This is a genomic window from Phormidesmis sp. 146-12, assembly GCF_052939495.1.
Genome location: NZ_JBJPHS010000130.1, coordinates 1 through 15,956, shown reverse-complemented (window position 1 = coordinate 15,956; position 15,956 = coordinate 1). Strand labels below are relative to the sequence as shown.

Below are 15,956 nucleotides of genomic sequence, written 5' to 3'. Positions count from 1 at the left end.
ATGATACTACAAAACCGCAATAGCTTGAAATCCGAACACTCGCAAATAACTTTTAGGTTACGTTCCCACTCAAAACTTAGCTGTATAACAATTCATTCACTCGACTCAGACAAGCATTCAATCCAGCCGCAAATTCATAGCGAGTCAGGGCCCGTTGCGAAGCAGTTCCCCCTCTGGGGTAAACGCCGCGAAAGGTTTTGTCAGAATAGCCCTCAATGCATCCGTATCGCTCGACGAGGGTTTGTAGCGATTGAAACGCCCAATCGATCGGCTGTACATCTGCAAGTTGAGAGACAGAATTGACCTGCGCCATTGATGGCTCGTCGTCTAGCTTTTGAGCGAATAAGCCAACAGCAGGTAAGACAGGCGAGGAAACTTCTGGAGGGTTTGAGAGGATTGAAGCTTCTAGATTGGAGGCGATCGCAGGTTCAAACTTCTCTGATTTGACCGCAGTAGAACTTTCTGAAACTTCTGACAAAGTGGACGAACCCTGCTCGCTGAAAGACTTTTGCTCTACAATTGCCTGATTTTTTTCTAGGCGTGTTTCTGCTTCCTGGGCTGCTTTTTGACTAAACTCTGGCTGAATCTCCCGCTCTGGCGAAACAGATGGCGCGACTCTAGACGGCTGCACTTGAATAGGAACAACCTGCGACAGCGCGATCGACGGCTGATTTTGAGCCTGATTGGGATCGAGTCTGGGCTGTTGTGAAGTCGCTAATGTAGCAATCAATCCAAAGTCCGTCATTGCAGTGGGGTTGTAGTTTGACTTTATTCTTATACTTAGAAACTTGTATCAATCAGCACGATATTCTCGCTTAACACTGAAGTTGGGCGTTTCTACGGATAGGTCAATTGACATAATTGGCATTTTCAACCTCTCACCGCTGGTAGATGCCTGATGAGGTAGATATTTATACGGTGGGGTGGGAAAAAGTAGAAGAGAGTGTACGCTGTGCAAATATTTATTCCAAAAAAATTAAGTGCTGGACGGTTGGCGATGTCGATCGCACTGTTGATTCCTGTGATGGCATCCTGTGCGTCAGAGATGGTTAAAGCCCCCGCTGATACTTCTCCGACTCCAGCGCAGAATGCCCCTGCGATCGCTCCGACTACACCCCCCACGATTAGCGCGTCGCCAACCAACAAAACTGCGGGCGAGACATCGGGCGAGACATCGGGCAGCATTGTGGATGTGGCCTCTGCTAACCCTTCGTTAAAGATGATGACGGCGGCGATTCAAGCAGCAGGGCTAACTTCAACTTTGCAAGGAAAGGGGCCATATACGGTATTTGCGCCCACTGACCAGGCGTTTGCGTCCGTTCCGGCGGCGACTCGACAACGGGTTCTACAACCTGAAAATCGCGCAATTTTGACTCGCATTCTGACCTATCACGTTGTTCCGGGTGAGATTACTTCTAGCCAGTTGAAGTCAGGAGATGTGAAAACGGTTGAAGGTAAAACGATCGATATTCAAGTCAAGTCAGCCCAAGTGACGGTGAATGAAGCAAAGGTGACACAGCCTGATATTCGAGCCAACAATGGTGTGATTCATGTGGTCGATCGGATTATCATTCCCCCTGACGTAAACCTGTAGATTTGATTCGGGAATAGTTATAAAGACTGACAAATAGGGGCGATTAAAATCGCATCTAAGAGAACAAAGTCCGCCTTCGCGGACTAAAAGAGGGGTAGGAAAGTGTGAGGCGCAATTTTACACAGTTGTATGTGCATCTGGCGTGGGCAACGTGGGATTGACTGCCACTCATTACACCAGACGTTCAAGAAGCACTTTATAACGTGATTGTGTATGAGTGTGAGCAGATGGAATGTCAGATCATTGCGATCGGGGGTATTGAAGATCATATGCATTTGCTAACCGGGTTTTCTTCAAGTTTGGCGATCGCTACCCTTGTCAAACAGATCAAAGGAAGTTCGTCTCACTGTATGACGCATCAGACGAAACCAGGTAACTTTTTTAAGTGGCAAGGAAGTTATGCTGCATTCACAGTCAATCCACAAGACCTTAACCCTGTTGCTGCCTACATTCACAATCAAGCCAATCACCATCGTCAACGGACGGACATTTCTTCCTGGGAAATCCCGATATCTAACTGACCAATAGAGCGTTCTAACCTGCGAAGGCGGGTTTTGTTCTCTTAGCCGCGGTTTCAACCGCCAGGTTATTTTGAAATTTACTTGACGCGAACCAAAAATCCCGATATTCTCTCAGATTAAGGTTGCCTTTTCGTCGCGATGAGGCAACTCGATCGCCCAAAAAATCTAGTCTGTCGCCGCCCAAGATTGCTGACAACAACCAAGGGCAGCTAACCCGCGAGACTGTACACCCAGTCTAGAGGGCTAATGGAGGATCTTATCACTCCCATAGCCGCTCTGACTTGTCATGCTTGTCGGGGTGGCTAGTTTTTTGGGTTTTCTTGCAAAACCTAAGATGGAGTCAATCCTCATGGCCGAAGCTATATTGAACGCAGGGTTCTGGCTTTGCGATTTCGCCTACGCAATTTTAGAAGCGATTCAAGAACGCTATTTTCCCCAATCCATTCCCAAAGTAACGCTGGTGGTCAGGCATCCCAAAACGTCCCTCAAGCTACAGGACACTCTCGCCGAGTTTGAAATTCCCCAAAGATCTCCCACCTTTGAGTCGCTCCGCATTTTGATCATTAGTTCTCCCAGTGGCGTGACCGAGACGATTCACAACCTACACGCAAGGGGATTTGCTGAAGTCAATGATTGGAGTGCTTTGCTGCCTGCCCCCGTGCCCGGAGAAGTGATGAGCATTCTCAGTCGGCAGCGTCAACGCTTGTAAGTAGCTGGCTTGTGAGTAAGAAGCCGCCTCTACCCAAACAAAGTCTACCTTCGTAAACTAGCAGTGTTTAACCCGCGAAGGTAGGTTTTGTTCTCTTAGGATCGTGAATTAAACAACCTGTAATTCTCGCGGTTTCGCTTCGTTTGATTCGGCTTCTGCCCCCTAAATCCCCCAAATTTGGGGGACTTTGAACCGCGAAACTGCCTTAAATTCTAGAATGTCTGCTTTCTCAAAGTCCCCCAGAATGGGGGATTTAGGGGGCGAAGTCGCTTGGCAATAAACGATCTTATTTAATTCGCGATCCTTAGCTGCGGTTTTAACCACCAGTTTGATTGTTTGAAGGTCTACGTTGATCTGACCCATCTCACGCCTACCAATTATTCCTCATAGCAGCGCCTCAAGTTTTTTTGTAATTTGTCAACTTGATGGTAAAAATGACGGAGATTACAAGTCACCTGAAAAGCCGTGTTTCGTTTTTTTACTAAATTAGATTACCTGCTGCGAGAAACGCTCTTAGGATTGCAGCGCGGCGGCTGGATGAATTGGGCCGCCATCAGCACCGTCACCGTTTTGCTGTTTTTGTTTGGTATCGGACTGCAAACTTCGTGGCAACTAGAAGGATTACTCAATCAGTTTGGCAGCCAGCTAGAAGTCTCTGTCTATCTCGACACAGGCGTGGGCGCAGAAACCCTCAAGCCGATCGTCGAAAAAATCCCCGAAGTCGCCGCTGTCCAGAGCATTCCTAAAGAAACAGCCTGGACGAATTTAGTCAAAGAATTGGGCATTTCTGACCTCAAAGATGTGACCCAGCAGCTAGAAGGCAACCCGCTCGTCGATGAGCTAAAGGTCAAGGCAAAGTCTTCTGAACAGGTGCCCTCACTTGCCAAAAAGTTGAAAGCGCTGGGCGGCGTGGACAATGTGCAATATGTCGATGAAGCGGTCAAGCAAATTGCTCAACTCAATCGCGGACTAAATTGGGTCAGCTTGGCGATTACGGGCATGTTGACGCTGACCTCAATGGCGGTGATTAATACGACGATTCGGTTAATTGTCATGGCTCGTCGCCGCGAGATTGAAGTCATGCAATTAGTTGGCGCAACCGCTAGCTGGATTTATTTTCCGTTTATTCTTCAGGGCGTGACGTTTGGTGTGGTGGGCGCGACGATCGCCTGGGGGTTTATCCGCAGTGTCGAACAATTTTTGCAAAACCAACTGTCTCAGCAAGCCGACTTTGTGCAGTTTTTGACCACAGGGTTGCAGCTTAAACCAGAAAATGCGATCGCGCTCCCTCTGATTCTGTTGGGGTTTGGGGGCTTTGTAGGATTGTTGGGCAGTCTGTTTGCTGTGCGTCGTTTTTCGACTCGTTGATCGGTTTCGCGCTAATGGTCAATTTTCCAACAGTATTGGGTTGCGCTGTCGATCGATTGCGTCATCAAAAGTTCGGTGATGTGGTTGGCGGATAGCGGCGGCGAGAAGAGGTAGCCCTGAATCTGATCACACTGCATGGTTTGAAGCGATTCGAGTTGAGCGATCGTTTCTACCCCTTCAGCCACGACATCCATTCCCAGTTTGTGGGCGAGGACGATAATCGCTTCTACGATCGCCCGATTTTCAGCACTGACATCAAGCTGATGAATAAACGAACTGTCAATTTTGAGTGTGTTAGCCGGAAATCGATGCAGATAACTTAAGGATGAATAGCCCGTGCCAAAGTCATCAACGCTGATTTGAATGCCCAGATGTTTGAGCCGACCCACTTTTGCCCGTGTGACTTCTCCCCGCTGCATAAAAATCGTTTCTGTAATTTCTAGCTTTAGGCTCTGAGGCGGTAACTGCGTCTCGATCAGAATGTGATTAATCTGCTCTAATAAATCAATTTGTAAAAACTGTCTACCGGATAAATTGACGCTGACTGTGAGCGATCGACAGCCCAAAAATTGCTGTTGCCACACGCTCATTTGAGAACAGGCTTGCTGAAGCACCCAACCGCCCAGTTTAACGATCAGTCCCGTCTCTTCGGCAATGGGAATAAACTTGGCAGGAGAGATCCGTCCTTGAGTCGGATGATTCCACCGAACGAGCGCCTCAAACCCGGTCAAGCAGGCAGTTTGTGAATGCACGATCGGCTGGTAGTAGACTTCAAATTCTTCCCGTTCGATCGCACGTCTCAGATCGGTTTCTAACTGCAATCGCTCAACTGCTTGCGTATGCATGTTTGCATTAAAAATATCATAGCCCGCTTTGCCATTTAATTTAGCGTGATACAAGGCAATATCGGCATTGCGTAAAAAGCTTTCTGGGCGCTTACTGTCGATCGTACTCAAGACGATTCCAATACTCATGCCAATAAAGATCTCATTCCCATTCACGTTAAAGGGTTGCTCAAACTCTTCTAAAATACGATCTGCAACTCTCGTAACGTCTGTAATGTCGGTAACTTGATTGAGAAGGATAATAAATTCGTCTCCGCCAAAGCGACCAATGATATCAATCGATCGCAAACACAAACTCAATCGTCTCGCAACTGAGATCAACAACTGATCGCCAATCAAGTGACCCAAGCTATCATTGACAAACTTGAAATGATCCAGATCTAAAAATAGAACCGCAAATAGACTACTGGTAGAATCAGCAGTGGTGATACGATTGTTTTCTTCATAATGCAGAATGACTTCGTGTAGTTTTTGCTGAAATGAATTGCGATTGAGCAGTCCTGTTAATGCATCGTGAGACGCTGTGTAGACCAGTGTGGTGAATGAAGATTGTAGCTGTCCTGCCATCCGATTAAATGCAGTGGACAACAGAGAAATTTCACTAATTCGAGAGTCCTGAACTCGCTGCTGCCAATCTCCACTCGATAAGGCATTCGCCGTGTTGACCATTCTCAAAATCGGCTCGACGAGCCTTCGGGAGGTGACTGCCCCGATCGCCGAAGCCGCCACCAGCGCCAGCAAGCACAAGAAAATAGTGGCCTGAGTATTATGGTGCGCCACTTCCATAAAATCGGACTCTGGCACCACGACGACAATGAGCCAATCCAAGCCAAAGCGATCGTTCCAGGGACTCACGCTCACAAACTGCTGTACTCCCACGCGCTCAAAGCTAAACTGCTGATTTCCCTGAATTGCATTGAGATTGCCAAAGTGTTGAGATAAGTGTTGTAGCGTCGATCGCGTCACCTCATCTGCACTTTGACTGGCACTTAGCCTTTTGGCTTCCCCGTTGACTACCACAAACGGTTGACCGACTGAACTAGCAACCAGCAACCCATTGCGCTCTATGATAAAGGTTCGACCAGAGGGACTGATTCTCAAACCGCGCAAAAACTCACTGACTTGAGACAGTATCAGATCCACACCGATCACACCCACTAGTTTTTGTGATTTGTCATAGATAGGGTAGCTCGAAGAAATAGATAATACAGTCGGCTTGTCTTGCCATTGATAAATGCGGCTCCAAGTGGGACGGCCCGATTTCACGGCATCTGCATACCAACCTTCGTCATGAATAGAGGCTTGATTGGTCAAAACGGCTTCGAGGCGGGTGCGTCGTCCCTGGCGATCGACTTCATAAACAGAGGTTTTGTCTGGTGATGCTGTACGACTTTCATTGATCAAAAAACTGCCACTGTCGAGTCGCTCAACTCCAATAAATTCGCCTTGCTTGCCGCCAAAATTGATATAGCCCACGTTAAAAATTTGCATCTGTTTCCAGAAAAATTGTCCCGTGGTTTTTAGGTCTTTGAGGTTGAGTAATCCCAGTTCGATCGCAGCTAAATTGGTTTGATTAATCTGGTGCGGAATCTGTAAATAGCCATCTAAGTGATGAGAAATCTGATTGCTTGTCTCGGCTTGAAGCTGGCTAGAAAGGTTATGAATTGCTCTTTGATTATTGCGAAGCGAGATCCAACTTGTCAGTCCTACTACAGTTAGGATTTGCAAGACAAATGGCAAGACCAAAATCAGGCGTAGCGGGATGCGATGAGGAATCGATGGCGGCTTCAGCATAGGAACGATTCATAAATAATGCGACCCAAAGCGGCACATTTGAGCATTTATCATTATTCCCCGATCGCGTAGAAATTCTAATAGTTAGGATTCTAGATGAGAAACTGGCACATTTTCTCTTCCTAACTTGTTGATAAGTATCTCACTCATTGTTTAGAAATAGTTCACAATCTATAGCAGTCTTAAATCAGTTGTGAAAATTTTGAAATAGCACGTTCTTACTGATTAATGCTCAACCATTGATTGGCGACTAACCACTAACCACCGAATTTCTACAACCCAAATGGGACAACTATATCACTAATCTTTACCTGGACAATACCATGATCTAGAACATTGAATAGTTCAAAATGTAGCGATCGAACTAAAGTTTTGTTGCTTACTTAGAAGCGATCGCTTGCTCTAAATTCACCTGATTGGCACATGTTTGACCTTGCTCAATCTCACTGATATTTGAAAGTGTCGTTTCGGCAATATTCTGCAAAGCTTCTTTAGTAAAAAATGCTTGATGAGCCGTAATCAGCACATTTGGAAAGGTTAATAACCGCTCAAACAAATCATCTTGAATAATTTGATCAGATAGGTCTTCAAAAAATAAATCTGATTCTTGTTCATACACATCTAAAGCTAGAGAACCAACCTTTTGAGACTTTAATCCATGAATGACTGCTGTTGTATCAATCAGCGCACCTCGACTGGTATTAATCAACATTACGCCCTTTTTCATTTGAGCGATCGTGGTCTGGTTGATCAAGTGATGCGTCTCAGGGGTTAAAGGGCAGTGCAGTGTAATGACATCTGAGTCAGTCAACAGTTTTGTCAGGTCTACATATTTTGCCCCGGTCGCCTCACAAATAGGATTGGGATGCACATCATAAGCGAGAACTCGGCAACCAAACCCTTGCATAATTTGAGCGACAATTTGACCAATTTTTCCAGTGCCAACGATACCAATTGTGCGATCGTGCAGGTCAAATCCTAACAGTCCTTCTAGCGAAAAGTTGCCCTCTCGAACCCGATTGTAGGCGCGATGAATTTTGCGGTTAAGGGTTAACATTAGTCCGATCGTATGTTCTGCCACTGCATGGGGTGAATAGGCTGGAACACGCACGACCCTTAGTTTCAATTTGACAGCAGCCTGGAGGTCAATGTTGTTGAATCCTGCACAGCGTAAAGCAATCAATCGAGTTCCATGTGAGGCTAAAATCTCTAGGACATGGGCATCCAACTGATCATTGACAAACACACAAACAGCTGGAAACCCTTTTGCTAAAAGTGCAGTCTCTGGACTCAGACGAGGTTCTAAAAAGACCAGATTGTGCTCATAGTCATAGTTAGCAGTAATGAAGAATTGGCGATCGTAAGGCTTCGTATTAAAGACAGCAACTTTCATAGGAAGATGGGGAAGATTAATTTTGAAACGAATCGCAAACTGATGAGAATCTAATCAACAAAGCTCTCTGAAAAACGTGACTTCTTAAACATTCGAGAACCAAAATAGCAACCCTCCCCATTTCCTAACGGTTATTCATTTTCTAACATCTGCTTTGCCTTTAAAAGTTGCTGCCGATGTTCTTCTTTCAGAGCCGGATACTGCAAATCGAGAGAAGCCAACTTAGTACAAATGATGTCAGCTACTGCTAACCGAGTAAACCATTTGTGGTCAGCAGGAATAATATACCAGGGAGCCGCCTCAGTGCTGGTATGGTTGAAGGCATCTTCATAAGCATTCATGTAATCATCCCAAAAGCCCCGCTCTTTGGCATCGTTGGCGGAAAACTTCCAATTTTTCTCAGGTTGGTTAATTCTGGCTAAAAACCGCTTCTTTTGCTCTGATTTTGAGACATTGAGAAAGAACTTAAGAATGATAATGCCGTTGTCAACAAGGTACTTTTCAAAGTTGTTGATCTCTGTAAAACGGCGTTTCCAAATGTTTTCCTTAACGGCTTGAGCAGGTAACTGTTGCTTTGCCAAAATCTCTGGATGAACGCGCACCACTAGCACTTCTTCGTAATAGGAACGATTGAAAATTCCAATCCGACCACGTTCAGGAAGTGCTTTAGACGATCGCCACAAATAGTCGTGATCTAAATCTTCTGAAGACGGAGCTTTAAAGCTAAAAACTTGACAGCCCTGGGGATTAACGCCTGACATCACATGCTTGATCGTGCCATCTTTTCCGGCGGCATCCATCGCTTGAAAGAGAATTAACACAGCATGAGTATCTTGTGCATAGAGGATATCTTGAAAAGCAGCCAAGCGCTCTACATCACTTTTAAGTTTCCCTTCGCTTTCTGCTTTATCTTTATAATCACCTGTGTATCCAGGATTATAATCTTTAGCTAAAGAGATTTTTGCACCTGGAGGAACGATGAGACGATCGTATTTCATAACAGTCTCCGATCATTTAATTGAGTCATGATCAACAGTAGCGGTTAGCCGCCAATAGACCACTATCTTGAGAAGGGGAAACATGATCAATTTTGCGCCGTGGGATGCTTTACTTCGTCGATACGTCGATGATCGGGGGCGAGTAGATTATCAGTCCTGGCAACGAGAACAGCCCACAGCTCTAACCAGTTGGCTGTCTGAAATTGCGTCCCTAAATCAGGTTGATGGAACGATCGATGACCAATTAGCATTGTGGATTAATCTATACAATGCCTTTACGATTTCTAAAATTTTGCGGCGATATCCAATTGATTCAATTCGTCCAAACATCTTAGGAATTCCAAACTGGATTGCGTTTCTGAGATTTTTTATGCAGCGATCGTACTCTGTAGCGGGTACACATTACAGCCTGGCCCAGATTGAAAACCAGCGTTTGAGAACTTTAGAAGATCCTCGAATTCATTTTGCGATCGTTTGTGCATCGATCGGCTGTCCGCTGTTAAGAAATGAGGCTTACTATCCCGAAAAAGTTCAGCAGCAATTAGAAGAAGATGCTCAACAATTTATTAATAATTCAGAAAAAGTTCGGTATGATTCGGAAGCTGATACGCTTTATTGCAGCAAGATCTTTAAATGGTATCGAGCCGATTTTCTCAAAGCTTCTGATTCGATTCAAGACTACATTCGCATCTATCTTAAGAATGATTTGATCAACCCAAAAACCTCAATCAAATATCTCTACTATGACTGGAGTTTGAATCAGCGAACATCCTCATAAAATCGCTTCAAGTACTCTGTAGAAACCCCCATTCCCCAAAGAATGCCGATGTATAGATAGATGCCTGTTGCCTTCCAAGCACCCCATTTTCTGACGCGACGATCGGAGCTTTGTACCACGCGATCGACTTGCCAAATGCGTCCTTTTTGCAGCAGTTTGCGACACAAATCACCATCTTCCATAATCGGCAACGCCTCATCAAAACCGCCACAGTCCCAAAAATCAGTCCGACGACAAAACATCACCTGATCACCAAACAGCAGGCGCAACCCTTTAACAAATAAGTGAGGTCTAAACAACAAGGGAGCGTAGTAAGTTTTGAGATAATTGTGCAGCGAAATTCCCCAGCGAGTCTTTTGTCCAACCATCAGCGAAATGAAGCCTCCACAAGCAATTTCGGGGTTTGTTAGCGTTTGCTCCATCACTGAGACGACATCATCGGGCACCCAGGTATCTGCATGAAGAAAGCATAAAATTTCTCCTGTTGCAGCATTCGCGCCAGCATTCATTTGAGGAGAACGTCCGCGTCGATCGCTCTGAATAATTTTCGTTTTGATATCTGAATGAATCGATTCTAAATAACGTTGTGCAAGGGCGATCGTGTCATCCTGACTGCCACCATCCACGATGATAATTTCCCAGGCAGGTGGATGCAAAACCATGAGTTGATGCAGCGTTCGTTCTAAACAAGCCGCCTCATCTAGCGTAGGAATGACGATCGATACCTGAGACATGGTTCTCCTCTTTGTTCTCTTCTATTGAGGCTTTAACCCAAATAGAAAGCGTATCCAGTTCAGTCGTTTGATAGTCAAATCGTACAATACGATCGTGATCACAACAGTTGCTGTACTAATTATCAAGAACTTTTCTACAACCCCAATTTTCCACTGAACCACATAAAAACTAATCGCAACGAGAACGGATTGATGCAACAAAAAGATTGGATACGAGGCTTGATTGAGATACGTTAGAAAACGGTTGTTAAAACTTAAATAACGTTGTCCCAATGCGAGTAGAGCAATCACCCAACACCACGAGTGAACGCCGCGAAACATTTGATACACCACATATTCAAAAGAATAACCACGCACTGGAAGCAAATTTGCAATACTCAGACTCAATAAAATAAATGTTCCGATGATTGCCAACGACAATGAGAGAATTTGATGTCGATCGATTGCTTTCTCTAATCGATCGTCTGAGCTGAGAACAAACCCGTAAATCAAATAAGTTAGATACAGCAGCACATTCGCCCAATCGTCATACAGATTTTGAAAGCCAAACCAATGAGGTCGCAGCGTGCCTTCAATGATCGCTAACGGGATAGCGGGTAAGAAAATAGCTCCCGGTTTTTCGAGAAAGCCGATCCAATTTGAGTATTCAGGCTGCTTGCGCTTAAGAAGCAATAAAAAAGGTAGCGCGACGATCGACAACACCAGCAGATAAATGACAAACCACAAATGCGCCCATTCAAAATTACCGTTTGGACGAATGCCATTAAAAAACTGAGGATAAAACTGAAGATACGACCCCTGAAATTGATGGTGACTGAGCAACTTGTAATAAACCTGGGGCGGCACCAAAACTAGAGTACCCAATACAAAAGGGACAAACAGGCGCTTGAAGCGATCGCTGAGATATTGATGGGGCGATCGTCCCTGGAGCGCAAACCAGGTGGCTGACCCCGACAACAAAAAAAATAGTGGCATGTGCCACTGATGAACAAAAAAGATAAAGGCTGTTAAGGCTGGACTGAACGGATCATTCTGAATATAAAACTCGCCCAATTCACCCCGATAAAAAACAGCCGCCGCATGAAAATAAACCAGCAGCAATACAGCTAAAACTCTTAACCAGTCTAGATCGTAGCGTCGGTTTGGGGAATTCACGGAAGCGCAGCAATTGAAAAAAGTTAACTAAACGCTAACAGCTAAAATGCAAGGCGCGGTCTAGCTCTCAGTAACGTTTACTTGAACCTGCATTTCGACGACTCTGGCTGGAAAGGTCGGCACGCTCACGGTTTCGTCGTCTAGACATTGACCTGTTTGTAGGCTGAAGTTTTGTTTGTAGATGGGAGAAGCGACCTTGACAACGCCGTTGCGATCGCCCACCAGTCCCCGTGACAAAACAAAGGCTTTGCTAAACGGATCGTAGTTAGCGATCGCATACACGTCCTCACTTTCACCGACTCGAAAAATAGCAATCTGCTCTCCTTTGACGAGGGCACAAACGCCTGTATTCGGTAAGATTTGATCAATTGAACAAACAGTAATCCACTGAGTCACGGTTTCTGAATTTGGGAGTGCTTGGATCATAGAGATGAGGGATGAAGGATGAAGGCAGATCAATCAGAGTTGATGGTTTGTCTTGAACCAATCGATTTTTACAGTCGATCGCCTGTTTTCAGCAGTTCCTTTTCGTGTTCAAAGGCGGGGCGGGTTTGGCCGCGTTCCTCAATTTTTACCAGGCTGGGATCGGGTTGGTCGGAGTTGATGAAATGATTGAAGCGAGCTAACTTTTGAGGATCGGCGATCGTCGCTTTCCATTCGCAGGCGTAGGTGGCAACTTGATGTTCCATTTCGGCTTCTAGCTCGGCGCAAATACCCAGTGAGTCGTCAATGATCACTTGTTTGAGGTAATCCAGTCCGCCTTCTAATTTGTTGAGCCAGGTAGCGGTGCGTTCTAATCGGTTTGCGGTGCGAATGTAGAACATTAAGAAGCGATCGATGTATTTAATTAGCGTTTCTTGATCGACATCTTCAGCAATCAGTTGAGCGTGTTGCGGTTTCATACCGCCATTCCCACAAACGTATAAATTCCATCCTTTTTCGGTTGCGATAATGCCAAAATCTTTGCTTTGAGCTTCGGCGCATTCGCGGGTGCAACCAGAGACAGCAGATTTGAGCTTGTGGGGGGCGCGCAGTCCTCGGTAACGGAGTTCGACGGCGATCGCTAAACTAGTGGAGTCTTGCACCCCAAATCGACACCAGGTGCTTCCGACACAGGATTTTACCGTTCTCAAGGCTTTGCCGTAGGCGTGACCGGATTCAAATCCCGCATCGGTCAATTTTTTCCAGATGTGGGGCAACTGATCGACTCGTGCGCCCAACAGATCGATGCGCTGTCCGCCTGTAATTTTGGTGTAGAGTCCAAATTCTTTGGCAACCTCGCCCAACACAATCAGCATTTCTGGCTTGATCTCGCCGCCCGGAATGCGCGGAATCACCGAATACGTCCCGTCTTTTTGAATGTTGGCCAGAAATGCATCGTTTGTGTCCTGCAAGCCCGCGTGAGGCTGATTGAGAATGTAGTCATTCCAGGCAGAGGCGAGAATTGAAGCAACGGCAGGTTTACAGATTTCGCAGCCTTTCCCCTGTCCATGTTGCGCGAGTAGAGACTCAAAGGTTTGGATGTGTTGTGACCTGACTAAATGATATAGCTCTTGTCGAGAATAGGAGAAGTGTTCGCAGAGATGATTTTTGACTTCAACGCCTGCTTTTTTGAGTTCTGCCTTCAGCAAGTCTGTGACTAACGGAACGCAACCGCCACAGCCTGTTCCGGCTTTTGTGAATTTTTTGAGGGTGCCAATTTCAGTGAAGTTATTTTCTTGAATGGCGCTGCAAATTTGTCCCTTTGTCACATTGTTGCAAGAGCAAATTTGGGCCGTGTCGGGCAGTCCTTCAACACCCATTGAGACGGCGGTTTTTCCTTCGCGGGGCGGCAACAACAAATCTTCGGGATGAGGTGGCAGTGTGATTTGATTTTGCATCAGTTGCAGCAGCGTGCCGTAGGCCGACGCATCCCCAACCAGAATGCCGCCTAACAAGCGATCGCCCTTTTCATTCAGCACCAATTTTTTGTAAGTGCCCTGAACGGAATCGACGATCGCAAACTCTTTGGCACCGGATGTTTTGGCAAATCCATCTCCAAAGCTGGCGACATCGACACCCAGCAGTTTCAATTTAGTAGACATATCTGCACCCGTAAAGGTGTTGCTACCTTGATTACAAAGCTGATTAGCCGCGATACTGGCCATCGCATATCCTGGAGCCACTAAGCCATAAATTCGATGATTGTGAAGGGCACACTCGCCGATCGCTAAGATATCAGGATCAGAAGTCTGACAGTGATCGTCAATGACAATACCACCGCGATCTCCAACGGCTAATCCGCACTCTCTAGCCAGTTCATCACGAGGACGAATCCCCGCAGAAAACACAATCATATCGGTGGGCAGTTCGTCACCTTCGGCAAAGCGCATTTTTGTGACGCGCCCATTTTCACTCACAATTTCAGTCGTGGACTTTTGAGTATGAACGGCAACACCCAGTGCTTCGATTCTGTTTTTGAGAATAGTTCCGCCAACATCATCGACTTGGACAGGCATCAAGCGAGGGGCAAACTCAACGACGTGAGTTTCTAAGCCCATATTTTTGAGCGCGTTGGCGCATTCCAGTCCCAGCAGTCCGCCGCCAATCACGACACCCACTTTGCACTGTTTGGCGTAGGCTGACATGGCTTCTAAGTCGTCGATCGTTCGATAAACGAAGGTGCCAGCGGTGTCTTTTCCGGCGATCGGCGGCACAAATGGATAGGAACCTGTCGCCATCACCACTTTGTCGTAGTGAATCACGACACCATTCGCTGACGTGATTGTTTTGCCAGTGCGATCGATGCGTTCTGCTTTGTCACCGATGTAGATTTGAATGTTATTTTCCTGATACAACCCCGGCTCGACTAGCGACAGATCGGCTGCTGTTTTTCCGGCAAAAAAGCCACTTAAATTGACGCGATCGTAAGCGACACGAGGTTCTTCGCAAAAGGTGATCAGGTTCCAGTTTTGGGAGGCTTCTTTGGCGATCATTTCCTCCAAAAAGCGGTGCCCGACCATGCCGTTGCCAATGACAACCAAATTCTTTTTAGTCATAACAGGAGTTTTTGTAGCGCATTCCTTGTTAAGACTAGGCGGAGTTCTAAATTGTGACTAGCCCCTAATTGTAGTGAGCAATACTAAAGTCCCTTTATTTATTCACAAGGTGCATGATCCCAATTCGATTTCTGCATTCAGGATGCGAATTTAATCATTTTCTTAGAATTGAGTTGAGAAAAAAGCTTGATGAAGTCGATCGCAGCCAGGGTCTTGAAAGTTGTCTACTTTTCAAATTCCGCTTCGTCCATCTCAGTAGCACTTCCAGATTTCTGTAGCAATGCCACCTGAGCAGAGAGTTCTACGGTCAACTCTAATTGCTCACTCAAGCCTCTCCTGACCAAAGCCTCTTGAGCAGCCTTGTGGCTACAAATAATTTTCTGAATTTGACGATGTAGGTCAATCGAGTCTTGATGATAGCGATAGAAATATAGAGGTTGCGGTAAATGATGAATGTCAGTCACTTCTGACAGCTTTAAGATCAAATCATAGTCTTGACTAAGTTCAAATTCAGGATTAAATCCGCCAACTTGATCGTACAAACTTCGACGCATTAATCGAAAATGCATCACCATAAAGCTGACCAACAGACGATCGCGCGAATAGGGAATCTGACACCGAGAACCATACTCAACTGGCTTTCCTTGTGCGTCGATCGTCACATAATCGCTATAAACTAACCCAACGTCAGAGTTGCTATCCAGAATCGCCTTTGTTTGTTCTAAAGCTTGTTTGGCAAGTAAATCATCGCTATCTATAAGACCGATATAGGTTCCGGTAGATAGCGCAATCGCTTTGATTAAAGAATCGACTCGTCCAGTGTGAGGTGCAGCAATCAGTCTAATTCGATCATCTTGAGCGGCATAAAACTGAGCGATCGCCAGCGACTGATCCGTGGAGCCATCGTCCCAGATCACAAACTCGAAGGAGCGATCGATTTGAGTCAAGACGCTCTCAACGATCAGCTCAGATTTTAGACTTTATCGGGAATAAGAGGTCTAAGCCGAAAAGCAATATTTTCCACCTTCG

14 protein-coding genes are annotated in these 15,956 nt (G+C 45.8%); 5 read left to right on the top strand and 9 right to left on the bottom strand.

The window, feature by feature from the left end:
- Positions 1 to 76: 76 nt before the first annotated feature.
- A complete protein-coding gene (locus ACKFKF_RS30560) occupies positions 77 to 745 on the bottom strand; it encodes an iron uptake porin (RefSeq protein ID WP_446871142.1) in 669 nt (222 codons plus the stop codon).
- A 207-nt stretch (positions 746 to 952) separates the two neighbouring features.
- Here ACKFKF_RS30560 and ACKFKF_RS30555 point away from each other — a divergent pair, with 207 nt between their 5' ends.
- The 4 genes from ACKFKF_RS30555 (at position 953) to ACKFKF_RS30540 (ending at position 4,192) form a co-directional block, all read left to right on the top strand.
- A complete protein-coding gene (locus tag ACKFKF_RS30555; protein WP_446871141.1) occupies positions 953 to 1,594 on the top strand; it encodes a fasciclin domain-containing protein in 642 nt (213 codons plus the stop codon).
- A gap of 161 nt (positions 1,595 to 1,755) precedes the next feature.
- Entirely contained in the window at positions 1,756 to 2,115 is a 360-nt protein-coding gene (locus ACKFKF_RS30550; RefSeq protein WP_446871144.1) for a transposase, read from the top strand.
- A gap of 334 nt (positions 2,116 to 2,449) precedes the next feature.
- Positions 2,450 to 2,824: a hypothetical protein gene (locus tag ACKFKF_RS30545; RefSeq protein WP_446871139.1), complete on the top strand. Its 375-nt coding sequence runs from the start codon at positions 2,450 to 2,452 to the stop codon at positions 2,822 to 2,824.
- A gap of 465 nt (positions 2,825 to 3,289) precedes the next feature.
- Positions 3,290 to 4,192 (top strand): cell division protein FtsX, encoded by a 903-nt coding sequence (locus ACKFKF_RS30540; protein WP_446871138.1) that lies wholly within the window; start codon positions 3,290 to 3,292, stop codon positions 4,190 to 4,192.
- A gap of 11 nt (positions 4,193 to 4,203) precedes the next feature.
- Here ACKFKF_RS30540 and ACKFKF_RS30535 read toward each other — a convergent pair whose 3' ends face one another.
- The 3 genes from ACKFKF_RS30535 to ACKFKF_RS30525 all read right to left on the bottom strand — a co-directional run bounded on the left by ACKFKF_RS30535 (position 4,204) and on the right by ACKFKF_RS30525 (position 9,222).
- Positions 4,204 to 6,831 (bottom strand): bifunctional diguanylate cyclase/phosphodiesterase, encoded by a 2,628-nt coding sequence (locus ACKFKF_RS30535; RefSeq protein ID WP_446871136.1) that lies wholly within the window; start codon positions 6,829 to 6,831, stop codon positions 4,204 to 4,206.
- Between the two features lie 379 nt (positions 6,832 to 7,210).
- Entirely contained in the window at positions 7,211 to 8,224 is a 1,014-nt protein-coding gene (locus ACKFKF_RS30530; protein WP_446871135.1) for a 2-hydroxyacid dehydrogenase, read from the bottom strand.
- 131 nt (positions 8,225 to 8,355) lie between these two features.
- Positions 8,356 to 9,222, bottom strand: a complete 867-nt coding sequence (locus ACKFKF_RS30525) for a polyphosphate kinase 2 family protein (protein ID WP_446871134.1) — start codon at positions 9,220 to 9,222, stop codon at positions 8,356 to 8,358.
- 82 nt (positions 9,223 to 9,304) lie between these two features.
- Here ACKFKF_RS30525 and ACKFKF_RS30520 point away from each other — a divergent pair, with 82 nt between their 5' ends.
- Positions 9,305 to 10,000, top strand: coding sequence for a DUF547 domain-containing protein (locus ACKFKF_RS30520; protein ID WP_446871133.1), 696 nt, complete (start codon positions 9,305 to 9,307; stop codon positions 9,998 to 10,000).
- Here the strand turns inward: ACKFKF_RS30520 and ACKFKF_RS30515 are convergent.
- The 5 genes from ACKFKF_RS30515 to ACKFKF_RS30495 form a co-directional block, all read right to left on the bottom strand.
- A complete protein-coding gene (locus tag ACKFKF_RS30515) occupies positions 9,982 to 10,734 on the bottom strand; it encodes a TIGR04283 family arsenosugar biosynthesis glycosyltransferase (RefSeq protein WP_446871132.1) in 753 nt (250 codons plus the stop codon). The two genes, ACKFKF_RS30520 and ACKFKF_RS30515, sit on opposite strands and share 19 nt — an antisense overlap.
- 21 nt (positions 10,735 to 10,755) lie before the next feature.
- Positions 10,756 to 11,889, bottom strand: a complete 1,134-nt coding sequence (locus ACKFKF_RS30510) for an acyltransferase family protein (RefSeq protein ID WP_446871131.1) — start codon at positions 11,887 to 11,889, stop codon at positions 10,756 to 10,758.
- Positions 11,890 to 11,949: 60 nt separating this feature from the next.
- A complete protein-coding gene (gene nirD, locus ACKFKF_RS30505; RefSeq protein ID WP_446871130.1) occupies positions 11,950 to 12,315 on the bottom strand; it encodes a nitrite reductase small subunit NirD in 366 nt (121 codons plus the stop codon).
- Between the two features lie 68 nt (positions 12,316 to 12,383).
- Positions 12,384 to 14,927, bottom strand: coding sequence for a nitrite reductase large subunit NirB (gene nirB, locus ACKFKF_RS30500; protein ID WP_446871129.1), 2,544 nt, complete (start codon positions 14,925 to 14,927; stop codon positions 12,384 to 12,386).
- A 224-nt stretch (positions 14,928 to 15,151) separates the two neighbouring features.
- Complete coding sequence (locus ACKFKF_RS30495) at positions 15,152 to 15,889, bottom strand: glycosyltransferase (protein WP_446871143.1); 738 nt, start codon at positions 15,887 to 15,889, stop codon at positions 15,152 to 15,154.
- Positions 15,890 to 15,956: the final 67 nt, after the last annotated feature.